Annotated in this window: 28 protein-coding genes; 5 read left to right on the top strand and 23 right to left on the bottom strand. The window is 72.3% G+C overall.

Translation table 11 applies throughout. The annotated features are described in order from the left end of the window. Nucleotides 1–74: 74 nt before the first annotated feature. Complete coding sequence (locus EF918_RS02545) at nt 75–992, top strand: hypothetical protein (RefSeq protein ID WP_125639853.1); 918 nt, start codon at nt 75–77, stop codon at nt 990–992. 34 nt (nt 993–1,026) lie between these two features. Here the strand turns inward: EF918_RS02545 and EF918_RS02540 are convergent, their stop codons facing one another. From EF918_RS02540 to EF918_RS02505, 8 genes are all read right to left on the bottom strand, one after another. Next, complete coding sequence (locus EF918_RS02540) at nt 1,027–1,911, bottom strand: S9 family peptidase (RefSeq protein WP_125639850.1); 885 nt, start codon at nt 1,909–1,911, stop codon at nt 1,027–1,029. Nucleotides 1,912–2,187: 276 nt separating this feature from the next. Next, nucleotides 2,188–3,456 (bottom strand): kynureninase, encoded by a 1,269-nt coding sequence (gene kynU, locus EF918_RS02535; protein ID WP_125639847.1) that lies wholly within the window; start codon nt 3,454–3,456, stop codon nt 2,188–2,190. Then, entirely contained in the window at nt 3,449–4,300 is an 852-nt protein-coding gene (locus EF918_RS02530; RefSeq protein ID WP_125639844.1) for a tryptophan 2,3-dioxygenase, read from the bottom strand. Before EF918_RS02530 ends, kynU begins: the two co-directional genes overlap by 8 nt. A 163-nt stretch (nt 4,301–4,463) precedes the next feature. Next, nucleotides 4,464–4,877: a DUF3151 domain-containing protein gene (locus tag EF918_RS02525; RefSeq protein ID WP_125639840.1), complete on the bottom strand. Its 414-nt coding sequence runs from the start codon at nt 4,875–4,877 to the stop codon at nt 4,464–4,466. A 40-nt stretch (nt 4,878–4,917) separates the two neighbouring features. After that, complete coding sequence (locus EF918_RS36695; RefSeq protein WP_185921560.1) at nt 4,918–5,472, bottom strand: hypothetical protein; 555 nt, start codon at nt 5,470–5,472, stop codon at nt 4,918–4,920. 436 nt (nt 5,473–5,908) lie between these two features. Continuing rightward, nucleotides 5,909–6,616 carry a ScbR family autoregulator-binding transcription factor gene (locus EF918_RS02515; protein ID WP_260609717.1) on the bottom strand — a complete coding sequence of 236 codons (708 nt, stop codon included), beginning with the start codon at nt 6,614–6,616 and terminating at the stop codon, nt 5,909–5,911. Nucleotides 6,617–6,693: 77 nt separating this feature from the next. After that, nucleotides 6,694–7,461, bottom strand: coding sequence for an SDR family NAD(P)-dependent oxidoreductase (locus EF918_RS02510; protein WP_125639837.1), 768 nt, complete (start codon nt 7,459–7,461; stop codon nt 6,694–6,696). Nucleotides 7,462–7,508: 47 nt separating this feature from the next. Beyond that, a complete protein-coding gene (locus tag EF918_RS02505; RefSeq protein WP_185921559.1) occupies nt 7,509–8,222 on the bottom strand; it encodes an HAD family hydrolase in 714 nt (237 codons plus the stop codon). A 369-nt stretch (nt 8,223–8,591) separates the two neighbouring features. Here EF918_RS02505 and EF918_RS02500 point away from each other — a divergent pair, with 369 nt between their 5' ends. Beyond that, a complete protein-coding gene (locus tag EF918_RS02500; RefSeq protein WP_125639834.1) occupies nt 8,592–9,587 on the top strand; it encodes a ScbA/BarX family gamma-butyrolactone biosynthesis protein in 996 nt (331 codons plus the stop codon). A gap of 189 nt (nt 9,588–9,776) precedes the next feature. Here EF918_RS02500 and fbaA read toward each other — a convergent pair whose 3' ends face one another. The 7 genes from fbaA to EF918_RS02465 form a co-directional block, all read right to left on the bottom strand. Further along, the gene (fbaA, locus tag EF918_RS02495; RefSeq protein WP_125639831.1) at nt 9,777–10,799 is read right to left on the bottom strand and encodes a class II fructose-bisphosphate aldolase; all 1,023 of its coding nucleotides are present in this window, start codon (nt 10,797–10,799) and stop codon (nt 9,777–9,779) included. Between the two features lie 224 nt (nt 10,800–11,023). Beyond that, nucleotides 11,024–11,563 (bottom strand): orotate phosphoribosyltransferase, encoded by a 540-nt coding sequence (gene pyrE, locus EF918_RS02490; protein WP_125639828.1) that lies wholly within the window; start codon nt 11,561–11,563, stop codon nt 11,024–11,026. A gap of 20 nt (nt 11,564–11,583) precedes the next feature. Beyond that, nucleotides 11,584–12,375: an aldose 1-epimerase gene (locus tag EF918_RS02485; protein WP_125639825.1), complete on the bottom strand. Its 792-nt coding sequence runs from the start codon at nt 12,373–12,375 to the stop codon at nt 11,584–11,586. A gap of 75 nt (nt 12,376–12,450) precedes the next feature. Then, entirely contained in the window at nt 12,451–13,395 is a 945-nt protein-coding gene (locus EF918_RS02480) for an SRPBCC family protein (protein WP_125639823.1), read from the bottom strand. Nucleotides 13,396–13,523: 128 nt separating this feature from the next. Next, nucleotides 13,524–15,113, bottom strand: coding sequence for a polyamine aminopropyltransferase (locus EF918_RS02475; protein ID WP_260609721.1), 1,590 nt, complete (start codon nt 15,111–15,113; stop codon nt 13,524–13,526). A gap of 198 nt (nt 15,114–15,311) precedes the next feature. After that, complete coding sequence (locus EF918_RS02470; protein ID WP_125639817.1) at nt 15,312–15,830, bottom strand: DUF2617 family protein; 519 nt, start codon at nt 15,828–15,830, stop codon at nt 15,312–15,314. A 117-nt stretch (nt 15,831–15,947) separates the two neighbouring features. Continuing rightward, complete coding sequence (locus tag EF918_RS02465) at nt 15,948–16,187, bottom strand: hypothetical protein (protein ID WP_185921558.1); 240 nt, start codon at nt 16,185–16,187, stop codon at nt 15,948–15,950. Between the two features lie 137 nt (nt 16,188–16,324). Between EF918_RS02465 and EF918_RS02460 the strand changes: the two genes are divergently transcribed. Beyond that, a complete protein-coding gene (locus EF918_RS02460; RefSeq protein WP_125639815.1) occupies nt 16,325–17,512 on the top strand; it encodes a pyridoxal phosphate-dependent aminotransferase in 1,188 nt (395 codons plus the stop codon). Nucleotides 17,513–17,585: 73 nt separating this feature from the next. On the opposite strand, the gene EF918_RS02455 is transcribed toward EF918_RS02460, so the two are convergent. The 4 genes from EF918_RS02455 to clpB form a co-directional block, all read right to left on the bottom strand. Next, the gene (locus EF918_RS02455; RefSeq protein ID WP_125639812.1) at nt 17,586–17,936 is read right to left on the bottom strand and encodes a hypothetical protein; all 351 of its coding nucleotides are present in this window, start codon (nt 17,934–17,936) and stop codon (nt 17,586–17,588) included. Next, on the bottom strand, nt 17,933–18,418 hold the full coding sequence (locus EF918_RS02450) for a prevent-host-death family protein (RefSeq protein WP_125639810.1): 486 nt from the start codon (nt 18,416–18,418) through the stop codon (nt 17,933–17,935). The genes EF918_RS02455 and EF918_RS02450 overlap by 4 nt, the downstream gene beginning before the upstream one ends. A 211-nt stretch (nt 18,419–18,629) precedes the next feature. Then, entirely contained in the window at nt 18,630–19,163 is a 534-nt protein-coding gene (locus EF918_RS02445; RefSeq protein WP_125639809.1) for a YbjN domain-containing protein, read from the bottom strand. 99 nt (nt 19,164–19,262) lie between these two features. After that, nucleotides 19,263–21,851, bottom strand: a complete 2,589-nt coding sequence (gene clpB, locus EF918_RS02440) for an ATP-dependent chaperone ClpB (protein ID WP_125639808.1) — start codon at nt 21,849–21,851, stop codon at nt 19,263–19,265. A gap of 101 nt (nt 21,852–21,952) precedes the next feature. Between clpB and EF918_RS02435 the strand changes: the two genes are divergently transcribed. Next, nucleotides 21,953–22,357 (top strand): pyridoxamine 5'-phosphate oxidase family protein, encoded by a 405-nt coding sequence (locus EF918_RS02435; protein ID WP_125639805.1) that lies wholly within the window; start codon nt 21,953–21,955, stop codon nt 22,355–22,357. A gap of 196 nt (nt 22,358–22,553) precedes the next feature. Here EF918_RS02435 and EF918_RS02430 read toward each other — a convergent pair whose 3' ends face one another. After that, entirely contained in the window at nt 22,554–22,868 is a 315-nt protein-coding gene (locus EF918_RS02430) for a (2Fe-2S)-binding protein (protein ID WP_125639802.1), read from the bottom strand. After that, on the bottom strand, nt 22,868–23,071 hold the full coding sequence (locus tag EF918_RS02425) for a hypothetical protein (RefSeq protein ID WP_125639799.1): 204 nt from the start codon (nt 23,069–23,071) through the stop codon (nt 22,868–22,870). The genes EF918_RS02430 and EF918_RS02425 overlap by 1 nt, the downstream gene beginning before the upstream one ends. Nucleotides 23,072–23,155: 84 nt before the next feature. Here EF918_RS02425 and EF918_RS02420 point away from each other — a divergent pair, with 84 nt between their 5' ends. Continuing rightward, entirely contained in the window at nt 23,156–24,169 is a 1,014-nt protein-coding gene (locus tag EF918_RS02420; protein ID WP_125639796.1) for a helix-turn-helix transcriptional regulator, read from the top strand. Between the two features lie 116 nt (nt 24,170–24,285). Here the strand turns inward: EF918_RS02420 and EF918_RS02415 are convergent, their stop codons facing one another. Further along, nucleotides 24,286–24,729, bottom strand: coding sequence for a heat shock protein transcriptional repressor HspR (locus tag EF918_RS02415; protein ID WP_125639792.1), 444 nt, complete (start codon nt 24,727–24,729; stop codon nt 24,286–24,288). A 1-nt stretch (nt 24,730) separates the two neighbouring features. Further along, a complete protein-coding gene (gene dnaJ / locus EF918_RS02410; RefSeq protein ID WP_125639789.1) occupies nt 24,731–25,915 on the bottom strand; it encodes a molecular chaperone DnaJ in 1,185 nt (394 codons plus the stop codon). Nucleotides 25,916–25,924: the final 9 nt, after the last annotated feature.

Raw genomic sequence — 25,924 nt, 5'->3', positions numbered from 1 at the left:
CGGCACCGATCGACATCGGCGTCGACACCGACACCGACACCGACACGCACACCACCACCACGGGGGACACACCCATGCCCGCACGCCTGCTCCGCAGCGCGTTCATATCCCTGCTCGCCGCCTCGGCCCTGACCGGCCTGGTGCCCGCCGCGGCGAGCGCCGCGCCGGCCGCGCCTTCCGGGGCGCCCGAGTGCGACGAGCCGTACGACACCCGTGAGACGGTCCTGAAGGTGGGACAGCGGCTCGCTCCCGGGGAGAAGTTGACCAACCCGACCGGGCACACCGAGCTGGTCATGCAGGGGGACGGCAACCTCGTCCTGTACGCCCTCGGCTACCCGGGCGGTCCCAAGCTGCCGCTGTGGAACACCGGCACCTACGGCAACCCCGGTGCGTACGCCACCATGCAGGAGGACGGCAACTTCGTCGTCTACAAGCAGGGCGGCAGCGCCCAGACCGGCGGCGGCATCTGGCACACCGCCAGCTACGGCGACCGGACCGACACCAACCCCCGGGCGTACCTGGAGGCGGACGGCGACTTCCGGGTGATCGGCCGCAAGGACGAGGCGTTCATGGGCCTGCACTGGCGGGCGCTGCGGAGCGAGAAGACCACCAAGCTGTGCGCGGAGGACGCCACGCACCAGTACCGCTACCAGTACAGCGGTGACTGGTCGCAGTCCGCGACCGTGTGGATGGTCGTCCAGAACGACAACAACCTCGTCATCTACCGCAAGCGCGACGGACAGGCGATCTGGAACAGCGGCACGTACGGGTCCGGCTTCTACTCGATCGAGCTGCGCATGGAGCCCGACGGCGAGATGCTGCTGCGCGACTGGTTCAGCCCGTACAAGGTCGTCTGGCGCTCGGGCACCGCCGGCAACCCCGGCGCCTACGCCCTGCTCCAGGACGACGGCAACTTCGTCGTCTACAAGGCGGACGGCGGCCCCGGCAAGGGCGGCGCCCTGTGGCAGTCCGGGACCTACGACAAGGTCTGAGTCCCGGGGCCCGTCCTCGGTCCCGGTCCCGTGGTCACCACGCCAGTTGGCTGATCTCCTCGATCACCACGGCGCACGCGTCCGCCGCGGGGTCGATCAGCGGGAAGTGGCCGATGTCGTCGAGGAGGGTCAGGCCGACGGTTTCGCCGGCCTTGGCCGCTGCTTCCACGTAGGACTCGGCGACCCGTGGCGGGACGACGATGTCCTCGCGGCCCTGGACCACGGTGGTGGCGATGCCGGTCGGCAGCAGGGCCGCGGGGTCGGCGTACGGGCGGCGGGTCGCGAACGGCTCCGGGCCGCCGCCCAGGAGCTGGGCGCTCGCGCCGCCGCACACGCCCAGGTCCTCGGCCACCGTGAAGTCGGCGATCGGGGCCAGGGCCACCACCCCGCGCAGCGCGGGCGGCTCCGGCAGCCGCCAGGCGGCGTCGGCGGGCAGGACGTGCCGGGCGGCGGCCCACAGGGCGAGCTGGCCGCCGGCCGAGTGGCCGGTGATCACCGTGCGGCGCAGGTCGGCCGTCGGCAGGGCGGCCGCTGCCAGGGCGGGCAGCGCGTCGAGGGCCGCGGCCACGTCGTCGAAGGTCTCCGGCCAGCGGCCGGCGACCGGGCCCTCGGCGTTCTGGTGCGGCAGCGAACGGCCGCGGCGGTACTCCACGTTGGCCACCGCGAAACCCCGCCGGGCCAGCAGGTCCGCGAACGGCGTCACGTGCTGCCGGTCGTACGGCGCCCGCCAGGCCCCGCCGTGCAGGACCACGACCAGCGGGGCCGGAGTGCCCGGACCGGACGCGTCGCGTGGCGCGTAGAAGTCGACGACCTGGTCGGGGTGGGCGCCGTACGCCGCGGTGGCGTCGGGCGCGACGGGCGGGTGGGAGAACGCCGAGGCGGCCTCGGCGGCGTCCCGTTCGACTGCGGGGTCCGGCATGCGGCTCACCTCTCGGTACGTCGGCTCCGGGGCCAGGTCCGGCTCGTGGCGGGCCCGGGCAGTGCGCCGGGCAGGCCGGGAAACTATCAGGCGGTACCTGGCCGGACCGCGCCGCCCCCGCCGTCCGGCGCCGCCGGTGCGGGCCGTCCCGGGCCGGGGCGGGTCGCCCCGGCCGCCGGCGGGCCCGCCACGGGCGGGCCGCCGTGACGTTCCTGCACCGCGGTGCCCCACGGGCGTACCACGGTGCCGCGGTCCCCGCCGGGGACCGCGGCCCGATCACCCGTAAACGTGACCCAGTGTCCGGGCCGCCCGCTCCGCGTCGGCGAACCCGACGTACAGCGGGGTGAACCCGAAGCGCAGCACGTCGGGGTGGCGGAAGTCGCCGACGACGCCCCGCGCGACGAGCTCGCGCATCACCCGGGCCGCGTCGTCCGTGCGCAGCGAGACCTGGCTGCCGCGCTCGGCGTGCTCGCGCGGGGTGACCAGCTCGACCCGCCCGGCCGGCAGGTAGGCCTCGACGCACTCCAGGAAGAAGTCGGTCAGGGCCAGGGACTTGGCCCGGACGTCCTCGATCCGCACCCCGTCCCACGCCTCCAGCGCCGCCTCCAGGGCGAGCATCGAGAGGATGTCCGGGGTGCCGACGCGCCCGCGCACGGCCCCGTCGGCCGGTACGTAGCCGGGGCTCATCGCGAACGGCTCGGCGTGCGAGTTCCAGCCGGGCAGCGGCGAGTCGAAGTCCGCCTGGTGGCGGGCGGCGATGTATAGGTACGCGGGCGAACCCGGGCCTCCGTTGAGGTACTTGTACGTGCACCCGACCGCGAGGTCGACCCCGTGCGCGTCCAGGCCCACGGGCAGGGCCCCCGCACTGTGGCACAGGTCCCACACCGTGACCGCGCCCGCCGCCCGCGCGGCGGCGGTGATCCCGGGCAGGTCGTGCAGCCGCCCGGTGCGGTAGTCGACGTGGTTGAGCAGCACCGCGGCGGTGTCCGGGCCGAGCGCGGCCGGGACGGCGGCGGGCTCGACGGGGACCACCCGCAGCCCGGTCATCCGGGCCGCGGACTGGGCGATGTAGCCGTCGGTGGGGAAGGTGCCGGCGTCGACCAGCAGCTCGCCGCGCCCCGGAGCGGCCAGCCGGGCCGCGCCGACCACCGCCTTGAAGAGGTTCACGCTGGTGGAGTCGCCGACCACGACCTGGCCGGGCGCGGCGCCCAGCAGCGGGGCGATCCGCTCGCCGATCCGCTCGGGTGCGGTCCACCAGCCGCTCTCGTCCCAGGAACGGATCAGCAGCTCGCCCCACTCCCGGCCGACCACGTCGGCGACCCGGCCGGGCACGCCCGCCGGGAGCGCGCCCAGCGAGTTGCCGTCCAGGTAGACCACGCCGTCGGGGAGGGCGAAGCGCTCGCGGAGCTTGCCCAGCTCGTCGGCCGCGTCCAGGTCCGAGGCGCGGGCGGCCAGGTCCGCGGTCGGGGCGTCCAGCTCCGCGGCCCGCGCGTCCAGGCCCGCGTGCGCGGCCCCCACGGTCTCGTGCTCAGACTGCTCAGACATGGCTGCGCGCCGTCCACAGCTCGGGGAAGACGTTCTTCTGGGCCCGCTTCTCCAGCCAGGACACCCCGGCGGAGCCGCCGGTGCCGGTCTTCGCGCCCATCGCCCGCCGGGTGGCGACCAGGTGGTCGTTGCGCCAGCGCCAGACCAGCTCGGCTACGTCGGTCAGCGCCTCGCCCAGGCGGACGAGTTCCTCGTGCGCGCCCGGCTCGGTGTACAGGGCGGTCCACACCGCCTCGACCTCGGGCGAGGGCTCGTAGCGCTGCGACAGGTCGCGCTCCAGCACCGCCTCGGGGACGGCGAGGCCGCGGCGCGCCAGCAGGCGCAGCACCTCGTCGTAGAGGCTGGGCTCGTGCAGGGCCTTCTCCAGCTCGGCATACACGCGCGGGGCGCCGCGGTGCGGGACGAGCATGGAGGCGGACTTCTCTCCGAGCAGGAACTCCATCCGGCGGTACATCGCGGACTGGAAGCCGGAGCCCTCGCCGAGGGCGGCCCGGTAGGAGTTGAACTGGCCGGGGGTGAGTTGGGCGAGCGGACGCCAGGAGGCGTTGAGGGCGTCGAGCTCGCGGACGGAGCGCTTCAGCGCGTCCATCGCCACGTCGATGCGGTCCTCGCGCAGGGCGCCGGCCGCGGTCTCCCACTCGTGGACGATGACGGTGAACCACAGCTCCATGACCTGGGTGGTGACCAGGAAGACCATCTCGCCCGGGTCGTCCGAGCGGGGGTGCTGGAGGTGGGTGAGGACGTCCGCCTGGACGTAGTCCTCGTAAGGGGTGGTGCCGTCGAAGTCGAGGTTCGGGGTATCCGAACCGCCGGCTCCGGAGGCATCAAGGGAATGCGTCGACATCGCTGTCTCCTCGACACGAACTTCCGGGTAGCGGTCCGCTCCTTCCCTGGGAGGCAAGTGGAGCCCCGGTCCCCTGGTCGCATCATATGCGCGGGGTCCGGAGGAGGGTCAGTGTGAGCAGTGCCACCTTTTCGCCCCTCCGGACACCTACGGCACGGGCGCCTCAGCCGAGGGTGTCGGCCGCCGTCGGCGAGGAGTCGCGCAGGAAGGTCGAGCAGCGCTCGTACTCCTCCTGCTCACCGATCGCCTGGGCGGCGCGGGCCAGCGCGTGCAGGGCGCGCAGGAAGCCGCGGTTCGGCTCGTGCTCCCACGGCACGGGGCCGTGGCCCTTCCAGCCGGCCCGGCGCAGGGCGTCCAGGCCGCGGTGGTAGCCCGTCCGGGCGTACGCGTAGGACTCGACGCTGCGGCCGGCCTCGAAGGCGTCGTCCGCCAGGCGGGCCCAGGCGAGCGAGGAGGCGGGGTACTTGGCGGCGACCTCCGCCGGGTCGGTGCCGGCGGCGAGGGCCGTGCGCGGCTCCGGGTCGTCGGGCAGGTGGGTCGGGGCGGGTCCCCCGAGCAGGTTCTCGTGAATGGCCATGGTCACCAGTCTGCTGCACGAGCGGCCCTGGCGGCCCGGCTCAGCCGCGGCGCCAGGCGGACGCGACCGCGTGGGCGGTGAGGGTGGCCGCGCCGAGGTGGGCGGGGCCCAGGGCCTCGTCGGCGGCGCGGGCGTCGGCCGCCGACCCGCCCGCGGCCTCGATCAGCCGGGCGCGGGCGCAGCGGGCCACGCGGGCGCCGAGGAAGCGTACGGAGTCCAGCGAGGCCTCGGTGGCGCAGTCGGCGTGCCACCAGGGCGGGACGTCCATGCCGATCCAGTGCATGCCCAACCGGTCGGCGAACGCGTACAGTTCCCGCAGCCGCTCGTACGGGTCCACGTGCGGGTCGGTGAATCCGGCGGCCGGCCGGCCGAGCCAGGCGCCGCACTCGGCCGTGTGCGGCGGACGGGCGCCGAACAGGATGCCGTCGGCCTCCCTCAGCAGCCCCCGCTGCCGCTCGCCGATGCCTTCCACCCCGATGAGGACGCTCCGCGCGCCCGTCTCGGCGGCGCCGTCGCGCGCCGCGAAGGCCTGCGGCGAGGCCCATCCCTGCCGCCCGTCGTGGACGACCGCGACCAGCGGTGTCTTGGCTGCCATCCGATCAGGTCCACCCCGTGTCGCTCGCTGCCGATGAGGCGTGGATGGCCGCGCCGCTGCTCATGTCGGGTACCTCTCGGGGATCAAGACGAAAAGTACCCGCCGGAATGTTGCTCGCTCCGGCGGGCCACGTCAATACGTCACGTCGACCGGACCGGGGCCGCGGCTCGGACCCCCCGTGACGGCTCCTCCCCGGGCCATGCCTGGCGAGGAGCACTTTCGAGCCGCGCCCCGCCGAAAATAATACCTGGAAGTTTTTTCGTGTGCCCATACCGCTACGCATTCGCAACGTGACCCCGCGCACACAGCCCTGCCCCGGTGCGGCGCCGGCAGGCGCGCCGCACCGGGGCAGGGCGGGCAGGACGGGCAGGGACGGTCGGGACCCTCGTCGGGGCCCGAAGGTCCGGCCCGGTCGGGGCCGGGGAGCCGGCCGGCGTCAGGCGACCTCGGCCGCCACCGCCAGCCGCGACCGCTCGGAGCAGCGGCACAGGTGCGCGCCCTGCACGCCGTGCAGGGCGCGGGCGCCACGGCCTGGCGCGGTGTCGAGCCGGATGGCGACGGCCGAGACGACCAGGCTCGGCATCACGCTGGTGTAGAGCGCCGAGACCTCCTCGTCCAGGGTGAGGCCGAGCGTCTGCGACATCACGTTCAGACCGGCGAAGGAGCCCACGATGAGCCGGGACGGCTGGACCGGGTCCACGTGCGAGAGCAGCTCACCGCGCGCCTTGGCCTCCGTCATCAGCTGGGTGTGCAGCTCGATCCAGCCCTGGTAGGGCGCGGCCCGGTCCAGTCCGCGCCCGTTCTGCTCCAGGGTGAGCCGCGCGCTGCCGCGCATCAGCACGTCGTGCTGGAGCCGGTGGGAGAAGATCATGCCGACGTCGACGAACTCCTGCGCCTTGAACTCCTGCGGCATGAAGACCGGCTCGATGTTCACCTGCGCCTCGATCACCGCCTGCGCCAGGTCTTCCTTGGAGTCGAAGTGGAAGTAGAGCGCTCCCTTGGTGACATTGGCGATCTTGACGATGTCCGTCAGTTTCGCCGCGTCGTAACCCCGCTCCTCGAAGACCACGGCGGCGGCCTCCAGGATCGCCTGCCGCGTCCGCAGGGCGCGGTCCTGCTTGACCGGGGGTCGTTCAGTCCTCACGAGTCTTGTGTCCCTCTCCATGCCCCCCAACCGATCGGCAAATACATGCCCCCGGGTATGTACCTTTCCGTCAAGCTTCACACCATCGTGAAGCCCCCGTCCACCGGCATCGTCACGCCTGTGACGAATGACGCCCGCGAGCTGCACAGCCAGGCGGCCGCCTCGGCGACCTCCTCGGGGGCGGCGGTACGGGGCTGCGGGGTGGCCGCGTGCAACTGCTCCTCCATGCCCGGCACGGCGGCGAACCACTCCTCGACCACCTCCGTCCGCGTGGTCCCCGGGGCCAGCGCGTTGACCCGGATGCCCTGGGCGGCGTACTCGGCCGCGGCGGCCTTGGTGAGGCCGATCACCGCGTGCTTGGCGGCCACGTAGGGAGAGGCCACGGGCGTGGCGAGCAGGCCGCCGACGCTGGAGGTGTTGACGATGCTGCCGCCGCCGGTCTCCAGCATGGCGCCGATCTCGTCGCGCAGGCAGTTCCACACCCCGCGCAGGTTGACGTCCATGATGCGGTCGTACAGGTCGTCGCCCATCTCGTGCAGCGGGGTACGGCCGGTGCCCCAGCCCGCGTTGTTGAAGGCGCAGTCGAGCCGGCCGAACCGCTCGACGGCCAGGGCGACGGCGGCGGCGGTGTCCTCGGGCCGGGTCACGTCGGTGACCGCGTAGGCGACCTCCGCGCCGGTGGCCGTCAGTTCCGCGGCCAGCTCCTCCAGCCGTTCCTTGCGGCGCGCGGCCAGGACCACCTTGGCGCCTTCCCGGGCGAACACCCGCCCCGCAGCGGCGCCGATGCCGCTGCTCGCGCCGGTGATCAGTGCGACTTTGCCGTCGAGCAGCCGGTGGCCTGACATGACTCTCCTCATGAAGGTGGGTGGTGCGGATGGTCCCTGGAGGTGTATCAAGCGGCCCAGGCCAGCCCCTCGGCGGCCTCCCCGTCGAGGGTGCGCAGCAGAACCTCGTCGATCGCGTCGAGGGAGCCGACCAGGTGGCGCACGCCCGCCTCGCGCATCAGGCGGCCCTGGAAGCCGTACGGGAAGGGGCTGGGGTGGCCGATGAAGGGGACGCCCAGGGCGCGCGCCGCCTCACCGACCCGGGCCACGTCGTCGACGAAGAGCGCCCGGTCGTAGGGGAGCCCGAAGAGCTCGGCGGTGATCTCGTGGACGCCCGGGCGGAAGTCGTTGGTGCAGACGTAGCCGGGGCCGTCGAACAGGTGGGCCCAGTGGCCGAGGTGGGTGTCGAAGTGGGTCTTGTCCAGGCCGCCGTAGCAGACGGTGCGCAGGCCCAGGGCGCGCAGCCGGTGCAGCAGTTCCTCGGCGCCGGGCAGGACGTGGAGCGGATGGCGCGCGAGGTGGGCGGCGCGCTCCTCGAAGTAGACCTCCAGCACCCGCTCGGGGCTCCAGTCCACCCCGGCCGCGGCGCCCAGCGCGCGGGCGGCGACGCTGCGGGGCTGGGAGAAGACGGCGCGCTCCACGTCCGCGTCGTAGGTGCCGCCGCGGCTGGTGACGAAGTGGTGGATCACCGGGCTGAAGGTGTCGTTCAGCAGGACGCCGTCGATGTTCAGGGCGACGAGGCGCAGGTGTTCCAGCGGGCGGGCGTGCCGGAGGGCTGGCATCGGTCTCCAATCGGCGGGGTCCCGGGGGCCGACCGCACACTTACAGCCATATGGACGGGAGAGGAGCCCCGAAACGTACTTCCGGGTACGGGCCTCCACCGGGGAAAAGATACCGGACGTCCTGAAGCCGACCCGGACCGGGCAGGAAACCGACGCCGCGTACAGGAACACCCTCCTCAACCCGCGCGACCTGGTCTTTCATGCTTGGAATGTTGAATTCCGCAAGAGGTGAACGTGTGGAATCGGTCACTTCGCATCGCCAGGAACCAGATCTTCAGGTAATTCTCTGGGTGCCCTTCACACCCGAAAGTACGTACTCGGTGATGGGTAACTACATCTATTTTCGGTCATGCTCACGACGGGGACCTCATGCTCACGACCCTGGAACCGACCGACGGACTCGCCTTCCTCAGCGCGGGCCGGGTCCCTTGTGTGTGCCCCGAGGTGACCGGGGAGCGCCGGACCAGCACGGTGCCGCGAGAGCTGGTCCACCGGGCCGCCGTGGCCGAGGTCTTCCTGACGGGGATGTGCCGCCCCGCCGAGGACCGGTTCCACGTGACCGCGCAACTGCCGCGCGCCCACAGCTTCTTCGCCCCGATCGCCGGCACCCACTACGACCCGATGCTGCTGTGCGAGACCATCCGCCAGGTCGGCTCGTACATAGCCCACGAGGCCTTCGACGTCCCACTGGGTCACCAGTTCCTGCTCTGGCGCCTGGACTACACGACGTACCCGGAGGCGCTCGTCATCGGCGACCTCCCGGCCGACGTCGACCTCGACGTCGCGTGCAGCGACATCCGCCGCCGCGGCACCCAGCTCCAGTCCCTCCAGTACACCGTGGTCATGCGGCAGCACGAGACCGTGCTCGCCACCGCCAAGGTCGGCTACACCGTCGCCTCCCAGGCCGTCTACCGCCGGCTGCGCGCCGAACAGCTCGGCCGCAGCCCGATGCCCTCGCTCCCGCCGGCCCCGCTCAAGCCGGCCCAGGTGGGTCGCTGGTCACCCTTCGACGTGGTGCTGGCCGCCGCCCCGCAGCGCGGGACCGGGGTCACCTGGCAGCTGCGCTACGACACCCGGCACCCGGTCCTGTTCGACCACCCGGGAGACCACCTGCCCGGCATGGTCCTGATGGAGGCCGCCCGCCAGGCCGCGGTGGCCCTGACCCCGGTACCGGCCGTCCTGCCGGCCGCGGTCTCCAGCAGGTACCAGCGCTACGCCGAATTCGGGGCCCCGATCTGGATCCGCGCCCGGCGCACGGACGAGTGCGGGATCGAGGTCACCGGGACCCAGGACGGCCAGGAGGTGTTCGCCGCGACCGTGAGCACCGCGACGGTGTCGGCGATGCCCTTCGGGATGACCGCCTGACGGCCACCACGACGGGGCCGGCGATGACCACCGCCGGCCTCCGCAGGGCCTCCGCGTCCCCGGGGACCGTCCAGGGCGTCGGGGGGGGTCCTGGACGGGGGACACGGAGGAAACGGGGGAACGGGGAACGGGGAAGGCCCTGCCCACGGTCGTCGGGGGACGGACCGGGGCAGGGCCTTCGCCTGGGTGTTACTTCAGCTTGGTGCCGGTGGAGCGCAGGTTGGCGCAGGCCTCGGCGACGCGCTGGGCCATGCCGGCCTCGGCCAGCTTGCCCCAGGTGCGCGGGTCGTAGGTGGACTTCTTGCCGACCTCTCCGTCGACCTTCAGCACACCGTCGTAGTTGCGGAACATGTGGTCCGCGACCGGGCGGGTGAAGGCGTACTGGGTGTCGGTGTCGAGGTTCATCTTCACGACGCCGTTCTCCAGAGCGGTGGCGATCTCCTCCTCGGTGGAGCCGGAGCCGCCGTGGAAGACGAAGTCGAACGGGCTGGTCCTGCCGTACTTCTCGCCGACGCCCTGCTGCAGGTCCTTCAGCAGCTCGGGACGCAGGACGACGTTGCCCGGCTTGTAGACGCCGTGGACGTTGCCGAAGGAGGCGGCCAGCAGGTAGCGGCCCTTCTCGCCCAGGCCCAGGGCCTCGGCGGTGCGGATCGCGTCCTCGACCGTGGTGTACAGCTCGTCGTTGATCTCGTGGCTGACGCCGTCCTCCTCGCCACCGGTCGGGGTGATCTCGACCTCAAGGATGATCTTGGCGGCGGCGGCGCGGGGCAGCAGCTCCTGCGCGATGGCCAGGTTGTCGGCCAGGGTCTCGGCGGAGCCGTCCCACATGTGCGACTGGAACAGCGGGTTCTTGCCGGCCTTGACGCGCTCCTCGGAGAGGGCGATCAGCGGGCGGACGTACCCGTCCAGCTTGTCCTTCGGGCAGTGGTCGGTGTGCAGCGCGATGTTGACGTCGTACTTGGCGGCGACGATGTGCGCGAACTCGGCCAGGGCGACCGCACCGGTGACCATGTCCTTGTTGTGCTGGCCACCCAGGAACTCCGCACCACCGGTGGAGATCTGGATGATGCCGTCGCTCTCGGCCTCCGCGAAGCCGCGCAGCGCAGCGTGCAGGGTCTGGGACGAGGTGACGTTGATGGCCGGGTAGGCGAACTTGCCTGCCTTCGCCCGGTCGAGCATCTCGTTGTAGACCTCGGGGGTTGCGATGGGCATCTGTCCGCTCCTTGTATGTGCGGGAGGTGTGCTTATTGCTGGCCCTGACCTGGGGGCGACGTCATCGTCGCCCCCATCTTTCCAGACTCGGCCGGGCGCTCCACCCCGCCCGTCACGGGCAGACGCGAAACCGGTCCGGGCGTTTCACGTGAAACACCCGGACCGGTCATGAATCCGCAGGTCAGAGCCCTGACGGTAAGCCCACCAGGACCTAGGTCACCGGTTCAGGCGAGGCCGAGGTCCGACAGCTGGTAGCCGGTGAGGTAGGGCAGGCCGGCCTCGGCGATCGCACCGGAAGCACCGCGGTCCACGATCGTGGCGACGGCCACGACCTCGCCGCCGGCCTCGCGGACCGCCTCGACGGCGGTCAGCGGGGAGCCACCGGTGGTCGAGGTGTCCTCGACCACCAGGCAGCGGCGGCCCTTGACGTCGGTGCCCTCGATCCGGCGCTGCATGCCGTGGGCCTTCTGCGCCTTGCGCACCACGAAGGCGTCCAGACGCGCACCGCGCGCCGCCGAGGCGTGCAGCATCGCGGTCGCCACCGGGTCGGCGCCCAGGGTCAGGCCACCCACGCAGTCGAAGTCGAGGTCGGCGGTGAGGTCGAGCATGACCTGGCCGACCATCGGAGCCGCCTCCCCGTCGAGGGTGACCCGGCGGAGGTCGATGTAGTAGTCGGCCTCCCGGCCCGAGGAGAGAATCACCTTGCCGTGGACCACGGCCTTGTCCTTGATCTGCTGGAGCAGCTCACCACGCACGTCACTCATGCCCATGAGCTTAGGGCCTGTCATCCGGCCGGGAGCCGCCGCCAGGTCCAGGTGGCGGTGACCTCCAGCGGGTCGACGGGGGTGACGAGCCGGGGGGTGGTGTTGAGCCCGTTGGGCGGGCCGGTCTGCGGCTCGACGCACACGGCCTCGGGCTGCTCGTCGTAGACCACCACCCACTCGGCCCGGCTGGTGACCTTCAGCTCCAGCGCCCCGGGCCAGGTCAGGGTGACGTCCACCCCGTACGGCATGCCGAAGCAGTCGTCCCAGGGGCCCGGCAGCGGCTCGATCCGGCGGCCGGTGGGGAGGTAGTCCGCGCCGCGCTCCTCCTGCCACGCGGGCTCGAAGCCGAGCACCACGTCCTCGCCGTGCCCGAGGTTGCGCAGGAACCACGGGTGCCAGCCGGCCTGCGCCGGGAAGCTGTCCCCATAGGTCTCGATGCCGAGGCCCAGGGTGAGCGAGTCCTCGGTGAGCTCGAACGTCTGGGTGACCCGGCCCGGGTAGGGCCAGGGCTCGGTGAGGTCGTAGCAGAAGGAGGCCTCCGTGCTCCCCGTACGGGCCGGGCGCCAGGCGGAGTCGCGGGCGAAGCCGTGCAGGGCGTGCGGCGGGTGGTTGAGCGGCATCTGGTGCACGGCGGCGCCGTTGCGGAAACGGCCCTCGCCCAGCCGTCCGCACCAGGGGACCATCGGGAACGAACCGAAGTGCGCGCCCTGGCGCAACACCTCGGTCCCGTCGATGCGCAGGCTGCTGATCCGGCAGCCGTTGTCCTGGTCGACGGTCAGTTCGGCGCCCCCGGCGCTCAGTTGCGTACTCATGCCCCCGACCCTACGGCCCACCACCCGCCACCGGCGTCAGCGGCGGCCGACGGTGGCGGCGGTCGGTGGCGGCGGTCAGCGGCGGCGGCGCAGCACCCGGCCGACGACCACCGCGGAGGCCACGGCGAGGGCCGCGGCGGGCGCGAGCCAGCGCAGGTTCCCGCCCGCCGGGCCCAGGTCGGGGGCGGGCACGGGCGCGTAGCGGCCGCGCGGCGGCGCGTGGTCGACCTCCTCGGCGCTGCGCCCGATCATGGTGCGGCGGGCATGGGCGGCCTCGGCCGGCGGCCGGACCCCGGGCGCCCCGCCGAGGTCGGAGAGCTCCTCCTCCAGGAACGGGTCCAGGGAGGACGGCGGCACCTCGGTGCCGAACACCGAGGCGGCCTCGGCCTCCAGGTCGGTGTCGAGGTCGGCGTCGTCGCCGAGGACGACATCGTCGTCGAGCCCGGCCCCGCCCTCGCCCGGCTCCCCGGCGCCGGCCCCGGCCGTGTCCTGGACCTCAGCCGTGCCCCCGGCCCCGGCTTCGGCCCCGGCTCCGGCCCCGGCTCCGGCTCCCGCTTCGGCCCCGGCCTCGGCCTCGGCCCCGGCCCCGGCCCCGGCCAGCGAGGCCAGGTGGCCGGCGGCGCGGTCCAGCAGGCGGTGCAGGGCGGCCGCGGTGGCCTCCGGCTCGAACGCGGCGGCCCGGCCGTCGGCGCTGCCCGTACCGGAGAGCTCCAGCCGGGTGCCGCCGTCCGCCTCGGCCGGCCGGACCCGCAGCGCCACCTTCACGGTGCCGCTCCCGCGGGCCTCGGTCCCCTCCCCGGTGATCTCGAAGCTCCCCGGGTCCTGCTCGGTGACGGTCAGGGCCCCGCGGTAGGTGACGGTGCTCCCGCCGACCCGCAGTCTCAGCCGGCCGGACAGCGGACCGGCCGCCGCGTCGGCGTCCCGCTGCAGCCCCGGCACGCACCGGGCGAGCCGCGCGGCATCCCGCAGCACGGCGCGGACGTTCTCGACGGGGGCCGCGACGAACACCTGATGCTCCATGCAGCCGAGCCTACCGACGACCGGCCCCTTCGCACCCGGTCCCGCACCCGAGGAAAGGTGTCGCTCCAGCCCGCCACGAGCACCCCGCACGCCCCCGCCTGCCCCGGGCCGCACCCGCCCCCGGCAGGTCAGGACGCCGAATACCGCGGATGCGGCAGCGTCGAGGGCGGCAGCCCCTCGACCCGCAGGTGCTCCGCCTCGCGGGCGGCGTCCCGCAGGGCCGCCGTGGACAGCGAGCGCAGCGTCGGGGTGTCCCGGTCGACCCGCAGCTCCGGCCGGTGCCCGGCGGCGGCGAGGACGAAGCCCCAGTCCTGCGGCGACGCGCCGGACACGCCCAGGGTGCGGTCGGGCCCGGCCGCGAATCCGCTGAGCCGGCCGCCCGCGCTGTACGGGACGGTCGCCAGGCCCGCCGCGCGCAGCGTGGCCTCCACCGTCCAGAAGGTGTGCGGCCGGCTGGCCAGCGGCCCGGCGTGCACCGCGAGCCGCCCGCCCGGGCGCAGGGCCCGCGCGGCCAGCCCGTAGAACTCCTGCGAGTACAGCTTCGTGCTGGGGGTGATCCCGGGGTCGGGCAGGTCCGAGACGATCACGTCGAACTGCCGGGCCGGCCGGGAGCGCAGCCAGCGGAAGGCGTCCGTGGTGACCACCTCGACCCGCGGGTCGCCGTACACGCCCGCGTTGAGCGCCGACAGCATCGGGTCGGTCCGGGCGAGGCGCACCACGCCGGGGTCGAGCTCGACGACGGTCACCCGGGTGACGTCCGGGTAGCGCAGCACCTCCCGCGCGGCCAGGCCGTCCCCACCGCCGAGCACCAGCACCCGCCCGTGCGGCCCGGACATCGCCGGGTGCACCAGGGCCTCGTGGTAGCGGTACTCGTCGTAGCCGCTGACCCGCAGGCGCCCGTCCAGGTACAGGTCGAGGGAGCGCGGGGAGCCGGTGGACGGGCCGGTGACCACCAGTTCCTGCACCCCGGTCTGGACGGCGACCCGGACCTCGCCGCCGTAGACCGCGCGCCGGGCCACCCGTTCGAAGTCGTCGGCCAGCAGGGTCGCCGAGGCGAGCACCGCCAGCACCCCGAGGGTGGCGGCGAGCAGCAGCCAGCGCGTCCGCCGGCTCAGGTCGTGCCGGAACAGCCACAGCACCAGCGCCCCGCCGACGGCCGCGTTGACCGTGCCGGTCAGCATCGCGCCGGTGAGCTGGCCGAGCAGCGGCAGCAGCAGGAACGGGAAGGCCAGCCCGCCGACCAGCGCCCCGACGTAGTCCGCGGCGAACAGGTCGGCGACCGCGCCTCCCGCGTCCTGCCGGCGGACCCGCTGGATCAGCGTCATCAGCAGCGGGATCTCGGCGCCGATCAGCACCCCGATGGCCAGCGAGAACGCCACCAAGGCCGGACGGGACTCCCCCAGCCAGGCGAAGCTGGCGTACAGGGCGGTCGCCGACAGCCCGCCGAGCAGCGCGAGCGCGGCCTCCACGGCGGCGAAGCCGACCGCGGGCCGGGCCCGCAGCCGCTTGGCCAGCAGCGAGCCCACCCCCATGGCGAAGACCATCACGGACAGCACGACCGAGGCCTGGGTGACGGAGTCCCCGATCAGGTACGAGGCGAGGGCGAGCAGTTCGAGCTCGTACACGAGCCCGCAGGCGGCGCAGACGAACACCGTGGCCAGCACCAGAAGTCGGCCGGTCCGGGGCCGTACGGGCAGGGCGGCCTCGACGGTCGCCATGCCCCGCGGCTGCGGAGCCGGGAGCACCCCGCGGGGGGCGGAACGGTCGATCATGCAGCGAACCGTACGTCAGGTCCCGCTCCCATCAGGTCACCCACATGGGTGCAACTGAGGTGAGGCTAAGCCCGGTTGGCGTAACCGGAAGGAGGCCGCAGAAACGATCGCGCGCCTGCGCGCCCCGCGCTCCGCCGGGCCCGGCTACAGGGCCGCCGTCATCCGTACCCCGACCCGGGTACGCGTCGCCACGAGTTGACCCTCCTGGGGGTACGCGTGCCAGGTGCGCCAGCGCACCTGGCCCTCGTGGCGCTGCACCAGCATCGCCGTGAACGCGTGCGGACTGCCCGGAAAGGTGCCGGCCAGCCCGTTGGGATGGTCGGCGACCAGCGCCAGCAGCTCCTGCGCCCGGCCTGCGAACGACCCCTGCGAGAGGGTCTCCACGCGCGCGGCGAACTCGTACTCCCAGTCACCCACCCGCTTGGCCACCCCCAGCGGCAGCGGCGTACAGCTGCCGGGCATGCAGGCGACCGTCTCGGAGCACAGGACCTCGCCCTCCTCCAGCAGCACCTGGTGGGAGGCCCCGAGCAGGCGCAGCTCCACCTTCGCGCTGGCGAGTTCGAGATTCAGTACGGCCAGGGCGGGCAGCCGGTCACGGCCCAGGGCCCAGGCGAGGTCGGCGGCACGCGTGTCGGTGTAGGTGGTCTGGAGGGTCGTGAGCATGAGTCGGCTCCGCAAACGCGCGAGGGAAACTCAACCGAGGGAATCATGAAAGGCACGGCACTCACAGCGTTTTTACCCAACTTGACGGGGTTTACATCCCCCCGGGGGCTACACAGTTCACGTGTTCAACAGCGCGCCGCCACCCCCGCCGCAGGACGACGAGGACGAGCCGCACGAGGACGAGGAGGAGCACGACGAGGACGAGGAGCCGCCGTCGGACGCCCACCAGCTGTGGCTGGAGCTGCCACCCGAGCGGTGCGCCTTCCCCGACCCGCCGCCGCTGCCGGACCGTGCGACGAGCACGACACAGCCGACGACGAGCACCATGAATGCAGCGAAGACAAAGGCCAGGAACATCGCCCTCGCCCCCTTCCGAATGGCCCCGGTCCCCCGGGGTACGGGATCCCCCGTCCCGTGTGCAGGGGGGATGCCCCCGCCGCGCGCGGCCCAAAGCACACTTGAGCCAATCCAGAGGTTCCGCCCAGGATGGCGCCATGAGCGCACCCGTGGGCGGCAGCCGCCCCCTCCTGAACCGCCGACTCGCCTCCTTCGGCACCACGATCTTCGCCGAGATGTCGGCGCTGGCCACCCGCACCGGTTCGATCAACCTCGGCCAGGGCTTCCCCGACACCGACGGCCCCACCGAGATCGCCGAGGCGGCCGTCCGGGCGATCCGCGACGGCCGCGGCAACCAGTACCCGCCGGGCCCGGGCGTCCCCGAGCTGCGCCTTGCCGTCGCTGCGCACCAGGAGCGCTTCTACGGTCTGCGGTACGACCCCGACACCGAGGTCCTGGTCACCGCCGGCGCGACCGAGGCCATCGCCGCCGCCCTGCTCGCGCTGCTGGAGCCCGGCGACGAGGTCATCGCGCTCGAACCCTTCTACGACTCGTACGCGGCCTGCATCGCCATGGCCGGTGCCACCCGGGTCCCGGTCACCCTGCGCCCCCGCGACGGGAGCTTCGGCCTCGACCTGGACGAGCTGCGCGCCGCCGTCACCGGCCGCACCCGGCTGCTGCTGCTGAACACCCCGCACAACCCCACGGGCACCGTCCTCGGACCGGCGGAACTGGCGGCCGTCGCGGAGCTCGCGGTGGAACGGGATCTGCTGGTGGTCACGGACGAGGTCTACGAGCACCTGGTCTTCGAGGGCTCCCACGTCCCGCTGGCCTCGCTGCCGGGCATGCGCGAGCGCACGGTGACCATCTCCTCGGCCGGCAAGACCTTCTCGTTCACCGGCTGGAAGGTCGGGTGGATCACCGCCACCCCGGCCCTGGTCGCGGCGGTCCGCTCGGCCAAGCAGTTCCTGACGTACGTCTCCTCCGGGCCGTTCCAGTACGCCGTCGCCGAGGCGCTCGCCCTGCCCGACACGTACTACGAGCAGTTCCGCGCGGACCTGCGGGCCCGGCGGGACCTGCTCGCGGACGGCCTGGAACGGGCCGGCCTCACGGTCCACCGGCCGCAGGGCACGTACTTCATCACCACCGACATCGCCCCGCTCGGCGAGCGCGACGGCCTGGCCTTCTGCCGGGCCCTGCCGGAACGCTGCGGGGTGGTGGCCATCCCGAACGCCGTCTTCTACGACGACAAGGAGGCCGGCCGCACCCAGGTCCGCTGGGCCTTCTGCAAGCGGACGGTTGTATTGCAGGAGGCGGTTGAGCGCCTCGGTCGGCTGGCCCGCTGAGAGCGAGCCAGGTGGACGTGCGGGCATGGGGCCCGGCCTTCCGGCCGGAGCCCGTGCCGCACGGGAGGACGAGCTACTCGGTGTCCTTGGGATGCCGAGTGGACGCGTAGACCAGAATGACGGTCGCCGTTTCCGGGCTGACCAAATAGCGCACGCGGCCGCCACTCGTGACTTCGAACTCCCACTGCTCCAGGGCGGATCCCTTCCACTCCTTGGTGGAGAGCCTCCCGCGCAGCTGGTGCTGACGGTTCCAGTTGTCACGCGACAACGGGTCGGTGCGCAGTGCCTCAAGGCAGCGGTGGGCACTGGGCAGCGCCGCGCGGCACAGTTCCTCCCACCCCGTCACCGCCTCCGTGGTCCCGAAGACCACGTTCCACCCGCTCAGGGGTGGGACGCTGACACGATCGCCCTTCTTCGGGCTCACCCGCCCACCTCGACCGGCCCCAGGTCATCCCCGTCGAGCGGACGCAGAGCCTCCTTGAGCTGCTCCGGATCCGCGTTGATACGAGCCGTCGCCCTCCAGGAGACGAGCACGCGGTGCACGGCCTCCCGCGCACCCAGCTCCGCCGCATCGGAAAGCGCTTCCAGGAGTTCCACCGTGAACGCACGCATCTCTGCGTCGTCCAGGTGCCGCACCCAAGGGAAGACTTCGGGCAGCGCCAGCAGGAGCGACCGGGCTCCGTCATCGTGCTTCATGAGCGCGAGGAAGAGCCGTGACGCCGTCGTGAGGTTCTCCTCGGTGCGCTCCGCATGCACGGCCGTCGTCAGCACCATGTCGGGCGCGTCCCGATGCGTGACACGCAGAGCACCGAGAGCGGCAGCCCGGGCGGCTACGGCCTTCGGGTTTCTCGACAGATCCGTGAACGAAACCGATTCGGGCTCGGCTCCCAGGTAAGCAAGGCTCATACTCAGACTGTACTCAGATCGTGTTCTGATCGCCAGAGCGCCCTTGGTGCTCCGTGCTCACGCCTTGCCCTTCTGCAAGCGCGTCGAGGTCCTGGAGGAAGCCGTCTCCCGGCTGGCCCGCCTGCACGGCTGACCTGCGAAGACGCAGACGGGCCGGGTCGGCGTGCGGGTGCACGCCGACCCGGCCCGTACGGACCGCGAGGGGGGACGGCTACTCGGCGTCGCCCTCGTCGTCGCCCTGCTCGCCCTCGAGCTCCTGCTCCAGGCCGAGCTGCTCCAGCAGCCACTTGTCGAACTCGATGGAGGCGCGGACCCAGCTCACCGTGGAGGACACGAAGTGCTCCAGGGCCACGCCGGTGCCGATCAGCATCTGCGCCTCACCGATCAGACGGACGGAGCCGTCGTCGTGGGTGTGGGTGTAGACCTTCGGCCACAGGGTGCGACGGTTCCAGTCGTCGATGGTCTCCAGGAGCTGCGGCTTCTCCTCGAGCTTGTGCGGCCGGTCGTAGAACGTCCGGACCGAGAAGACCTGCTGCTCCGCCTCGCCGCGGAACATGAAGTAGGTGCGGAACTCCTCCCACGGCGCCGCGAGGTCACCCTCTTCGTCGACGACGTACTTGAGCTCCATCTGCTCCAGCAGCTGCTTGACCAGGTCCTGGTCAGGGACGACGGGGCCCGCCGGTCCTGAGGCCTGCGGCTCGGGCTGGCCCCCGAAGTTAGGAATCGAGGCCGGGTCGATGCTCACCGTGTACTTCCCTTCGTGCGGATGCTTTCATCCTCCCCCATCGCGCCCGCGGGGTGGTAGCCCCACGGGCGCGATCCGCTCCGGGCGTAGCAAACGGTCTCAGAGGGCCTTGCCGACCAGCAGGTCCTCGCCCGCGACGTCGACCCGGACGGTGTCGCCGTCCTTGATCTCGCCGGCCAGGATCTCCTTGGCCAGCCGGTCGCCGACCGCGGTCTGGATCAGCCGGCGCAGCGGCCGGGCACCGTACGCGGGGTCGTTGCCCTTGTCCGCCAGCCAGGCCAGGGCCTCGGGCGTGACGTCCAGGGTGAGCCGGCGCTGGGCGAGCCGCTCGGCCAGCTTGCCGATCTGGAGGGCGGCGATCCGGCCGAGCTCCTGCTCGCTCAGCGCGGAGAAGACCACCAGGTCGTCGAGGCGGTTGAGGAACTCCGGCTTGAAGGAGGCCCGGACCACGTCCATGACCTGCTCCTTCTTGCGCTCCGCCGGGGTGGCGGGGTCCATCAGGAACTGGCTCCCCAGGTTCGAGGTCAGGATCAGGATGGTGTTGCGGAAATCCACCGTCCGGCCCTGTCCGTCGGTGAGCCGGCCGTCGTCGAGGACCTGGAGCAGGATGTCGAAGACCTCGGGGTGGGCCTTCTCCACCTCGTCCAGCAGCACCACCGTGTACGGGCGCCGGCGGACGGCCTCGGTGAGCTGGCCGCCCTCCTCGTAGCCGACGTAGCCGGGCGGGGCACCGACCAGCCGGGCCACCGCGTGCTTCTCGGAGTACTCGGACATGTCGATGCGGACCATCGCCCGCTCGTCGTCGAAGAGGAAGTCCGCCAGGGCCTTGGCCAGCTCGGTCTTGCCGACACCGGTGGGGCCGAGGAACAGGAACGAGCCCGTCGGCCGGTCGGGGTCGGCGATACCGGCCCGGGTGCGGCGCACGGCGTCGGAGACGGCGCGCACGGCCTCGCTCTGGCCGATCAGGCGCCGGCCCAGCTCCTCCTCCATGCGCAGCAGCTTCTGGGTCTCGCCCTCCAGCAGCCGGCCGGCCGGGATACCGGTCCAGGCGGCGACCACGTCGGCGATGTCGTCCGGGCCGACCTCCTCCTTGACCATGGTGTCCCGGGCCGCGGCCTGGACCTCCGCCTCGGTGGCCTCGGCCAGCTCCCGCTCCAGGGCCGGGATCTCCCCGTAGAGCAGCTTGGAGGCGGCGTCGAAGTCGCCGTCGCGCTGGGCGCGGTCCGCCTGGCCGCGCAGGTCGTCCAGGCGCTCCTTGAGCTCACCCACCCGGTTGAGGGACTGCTTCTCCTTCTCCCAGCGGGCCGTGAGCCCGCGCAGCTCCTCCTCCTTGTCGGCGAGGTCCTTGCGCAGCTTCTCCAGGCGCTCCTTGGAGGCGGGGTCCGACTCGTTCTTCAGGGCCAGCTCCTCCATCCGGAGCCGGTCGACCGCGCGCTGGAGCTCGTCGATCTCCACGGGCGAGGAGTCGATCTCCATGCGCAGCCGGGACGCGGACTCGTCGACGAGGTCGATGGCCTTGTCGGGCAGGAAGCGGGAGGTGATGTACCGGTCGGAGAGGGTGGCGGCGGCGACCAGGGCGCTGTCGTTGATCTGGACCTTGTGGTGGGCCTCGTAGCGGCCCTTGAGCCCGCGCAGGATGGCGATGGTGTCCTCGACGGTCGGCTCGGCGACCAGCACCTGCTGGAAGCGCCGCTCCAGCGCGGGGTCCTTCTCGATCCGCTCGCGGTACTCGTCCAGGGTGGTCGCGCCGACCATGCGCAGCTCGCCGCGGGCGAGCATGGGCTTGAGCATGTTGCCCGCGTCCATCGAGGAGTCCCCGCCGGCGCCCGCGCCGACGACCGTGTGCAGCTCGTCGATGAAGGTGATGATCTGGCCTTCGCTGTCCTTGATCTCGGCCAGCACCGTCTTCAGGCGCTCCTCGAACTCGCCGCGGTACTTGGCGCCCGCGACCATCGCCCCGAGGTCGAGGGAGACCAGGCGCTTGTTCTTCAGCGACTCGGGGACGTCGCCCTTGACGATCCGCTGGGCCAGGCCCTCGACCACGGCCGTCTTGCCGACGCCGGGCTCTCCGATGAGGACCGGATTGTTCTTCGTACGGCGGGACAGCACCTGCACCACGCGGCGGATCTCCTGGTCCCGGCCGATGACCGGGTCCAGCTTGCCCTCACGGGCCGCCGCGGTGAAGTCGGTGCCGAACTTCTCGAGGGCCTTGTACTGGCCCTCCGGGTCGGGGGTGGTCACCCGCCGTCCTCCTCGTGCGTTCTCGAAGGCGGTCTGCAGCTTCTCGGCGGTCGCGCCCTGCCGCGCGAGGACCTCACCGGCGGCGCCGCCCTTGGCGGCGATCGCGATGAGCAGGTGCTCGGTGGAGAGGTACTCGTCGCCGAGCCGCTCGGCGCGCTCGGCGGCCTCGGCGATCACGGCCAGCAGCTCACGGTTGGGCTGCGGGGGCGCGACCGTGGCGCCGGTGACGCTGGGCAGGCCGGCGAGCAGGCGCTCGGCGCCGGTGCGTACGGCGGCCTGGTCGGCGTCGGTCGCGACCAGCAGGTCGACGATGTTCTCGTTGTCCTCGCCGGCGAGCAGGGCGAGCAGCAGGTGCGCGGGGGTCAGGTCCGCGTGGCCGTCCTTCACGGCCCGGCTGCTCGCGGCGTTCAGTGCGTCCCTGCTCCTGTTGGTCAGCTCGGCGTCCACGTCCGGCTACTCCTCTCCACCACGGCACAGATACTGACATGCTCAACGTGCACAAAGTTGAGTCTATTCCACTCAAGGCGGTGCCCGCGTACGCTTCGGCCATGTCCCAGGACCCATTCGACCCGACGCCCGCCTACCTCGCCTTCTGGCGGGAGCGACACGTGTGCACCCTGACGACCCCGCGCCCCGACGGCACGCCGCACGTGGTGCCGGTGGGCGTGACGTACGACCCGGAGGCCGGGGTGGCCCGGGTGATCAGCAACAAGCACAGCAAGAAGGTCCGCAACGTGATCGCGGCGCAGCCGGCGGGCGCGCGGGTCGCGGTGTGCCAGATGGAAGGGCGCCGCTGGGCGACGCTGGAGGGGCGCGCGGTCGTCCTGACGGACGAGGCCTCGGTGGCCGAGGCGGTACGGCGCTACGCGGAGCGCTACGGGCGCACGCCCTCGCCGAACCCGGACCGGGTGGTCATCGAGATCGCGCTGGACCGCGCGATGGGCCGCGCCTGAGCCGCGGCGGGGCCGGCCGCCGAGGGCCCGGCCGTAGGGGTGCCGGCCGCAGAAGTGCCGGCCGCAGAGGGGCTCTCACCTGTCCGATTCACGTACTGGACGGGGCAAGCACAACGGCGCCATCGTGTTCAGGTCCACGATGGCGCCGTTGTGTGGGGGAAGCACCTGCGCGATCTGCGACGACGGGGGAATCGCGTCAGGCACTGCGGGGGGTGGCGGTGGTGATGTCGGGCTCGAAGAGCTGGTGGTCGCGCTGATCCAGGTTGACGAAGACCATGCCGTACCTGACCTCGCAGCGGACGGGCTGCGGCGCGCCCCGGGGGCGGCGCAGGCAACGGTAGGCACGAACGTCCTCGTCCTCCTCCCGCACCACGATGATCGGCTGCCCGAACAGGGTGACCATCAACGAATCGCCAGGGTGGGGGATGGCCGTGACGAGATCGATGAACTGCCACCCGGAGCGGTAGGCGGAGGCCATTTCGCGCCGGAAATCGCGGTCGTCGGGGGTCATCACGCCTCCGTCGCAGGGATCGAGGTCCACCCGGTGTCCGCCTTACCCGTCGGAGCACTGGTCCAGCCGGTGTCGACCTCTGCCTGCACGTTGCCGGCGTCCGCGCCGAGCGCGCCCACTGCCCCGAATACCGCAACGGCGGAGAAAACAACGGCAAGCGCCGAGCGAAGCATTCTCTTGTACATGGTCGGCTTCGTCCTCACTTGATGGAATCCTCTCCCCCGCGTGTCAGACGATGGCTCATTCGGGCACGTCAATGCCACAGGGACGATGCATCATGTTCTTGCATGTTCAGGACCCTGGGGGGTGGAGATTTGCCCAGAAGCAACACAAACCCGACACATCCCCACCCCGTGACGTCGCTGTGCGACGAGGGGACGCGGCTCTACGCGGCGGCGCTCAGTACCGGACGAATCGCCCGTACCGAGGTCCAGAACGCTCCCTGCCTGCTCGAATTCGCTCTTCTGCAGCCCGACCCTGACGACGCGAACCAGCTCCGTCCGGTTCCCCCGTCCGTCGCACTGGCTCAACGACTGCACCCGATTGAACGGGAGATCCAGGAGCGACGGCGCACCGCTGTAGATCTGACCGACGCTTTCGAGCCGTTCCTCGCCATCAGCGCACAGAGCCCGTCGAACACCCACGCCATCACCGTGCTGGAAGGATTCGACCGGATCAATGCGGCGCTGAACCTGGCCACGGCCGAATGTCACACCGAGGTCCTGACGGTACAGCCCGGCGGCCCCCGGCCCTCGCTCGCCCTCACCCAGGCCCTGGAGCGCGACGCCCCGCTCATCGACCGCGGGGTCAGCATCCGCACGCTCTACCAGCACACGGTACGGCACAGCCAGGGCACGCTCGCCTACGTGGACCGCATCTCCACGGGCAAGGTGGAGATCCGCACGCTGGAGGAACTCATCGAGCGGCTCATCATCTTCGACCGCACGGTGGCCTTCATCCCCGCGAGCGACGACCGCAGGGTGGCCCTGGAGCTGCGCCACCCGGGGCTGGTGGACTACCTCATCAAGGTCTTCGAGCAACTGTGGCGGCGCGCCGTGCCGTTGCGCGACGAGGTCACCTACACCCCCACCCCCGACGGCATCTCGGGCGTCCAGCGCTCCATCGCCCAACTCCTCGTGGAGGGCCACGTGGACGAGGCCATCGCACGCCGGCTGGGCATGAACGTACGCACCTGCCGGGCCCACATCGCCAAGCTCGCCCACACCCTCGGCAGCGGCAGCCGCGCCCAACTCGGCTTCCTCATCGCCCAGTCGGGCATCCTGGGCGCCCCGGAGCACTGACCCCCTAGGCACAGGACCCCGCCCTGGGATCCAGGGCGGGGTCCTGTGCCTACGAAGCGCTCGGTCGCTCAGTCCTGCGCGTGCTCAGTCCTGCGCGTGCTCAGTCCTGCGCGTGCTCAGTCCTGCGGGCGCTTGGGCCGCCAGACCACCAACGCGCTCTGCTGCGGCGGCTGGTACGGCACCAGGTCCCGCCGGTACGAGGCGTGCACCTGGGCCTCGCGCTGCTGCATGGCCGCGGCGGCGCCGTCGACGGCCGCGGCGAGCTCGGCCACCCGCTGCTGGAGCGCGGCGACCTGGTTCTCCAGTTCGATGATGCGCTTGATGCCCGCCAGGTTGATGCCCTCGTCCTGGGACAGCTGCTGCACCGTACGCAGCAGCTCGATGTCCCGGGCCGAATAGCGCCGGCCGCGCCCGGCCGTGCGGTCCGGGGAGACCAGGCCGAGGCGGTCGTACTGGCGGAGGGTCTGCGGGTGCAGACCCGAGAGCTGGGCGGCCACCGAGATCACGTACACCGGCGAATCGTCGGTGAGTTCAAAAGGATTCCTGCGGCGGCCGTCCATCTCATGCTCCCTTCGCGGACTCGAACAGGGTGGCGCGCGGGTCCTCCGAGGAGGTCGCGTCGCGGTAGGTCTCCAGTGCTTCCTTGGCCTTGTCCGACAGCTCCGTCGGCACGGCCACCTCGATCGTCACCAGCAGGTCGCCCCGCGTACCGTCCTTGCGGACGGCACCCTTGCCCCGGGCGCGCATCGTGCGCCCGTTGGGGGTGCCCGGCGGCAGCTTCAGGGTGACGGCCGGCCCGCCCAGGGTCGGCACCCGGATGTCGGCGCCGAGCGCCGCCTCCGGGTACGTCACGGGGACGGTCACCGTCAGGTTGTCCCCGCGGCGGCCGAACACCGGGTGGCTGTCCACGTGGACGACGACGTACAGGTCACCGGCCGGGCCGCCCCGCTCGCCGGGGGCGCCCTTGCCGCGCAGCCGGATCCGCTGGCCGTCGGAGACGCCCGCCGGGATCCGGACCTGCATGGTCTTCGAGGAACGGGCGCGCCCGCTGCCCTTGCAGACCTCGCAGGGGTGCTCCGCGATCAGGCCGCGGCCCTTGCAGTCCGTGCACGGGTCGGTCAGCGAGAAGCCGCCGCCGCTGCCGCGCGAGACCTGCCCGGTGCCGACACAGGTCGGGCACACCCGGGGGGTGCCGTTCTTGTCGCCGGTGCCCGAACAGGCCTTGCAGGGCGCCTGGGAGGACATCCGCAGCGGCACGGTCGCGCCGTCCACCGCCTCCGTGAAGGAGAGGGTGACCTCGGACTCGATGTCCTGGCCGCGACGCGGCTGGACGCGGCTGCCCGCGCCCGCCCCGGCCCGGTTGAACAGGCCGCCGAAGACGTCCCCGAGGCCGCCGCCGAAGCCGCCGGCCCCGCCCGCACCGCCGCCCTGGGCGCCCCCGAAGAGGTCGCCCAGGTCGAAGTTGAACGAGCCGCCGCCCGCGCCGGGCCCGGGGCGGAAGCCCCCGTTGCCGAACAGGGCGCGGGCCTCGTCGTACTCCTTGCGCTTCTTGGGGTCGCCGAGGACGTCGTTCGCCTCGGAGATCTCCTTGAAGCGCTCCTCGGCGGAGGCGTCGCCCTTGTTGGCGTCCGGGTGGAACTCGCGGGCGAGCTTGCGGTACGCCTTCTTGATCTCGGCATCGGTGGCGTCCTTGGGGACACCGAGCGCCTTGTAGTAGTCCTTCTCCAGGTAGTCCTTCGTACTCACCGCCGGTGT

This window comes from Streptomyces sp. WAC06614, from assembly GCF_003949795.1.
Lineage (GTDB): Bacteria > Actinomycetota > Actinomycetes > Streptomycetales > Streptomycetaceae > Streptomyces.
This window is presented reverse-complemented; position numbering and strand designations above follow the sequence as displayed.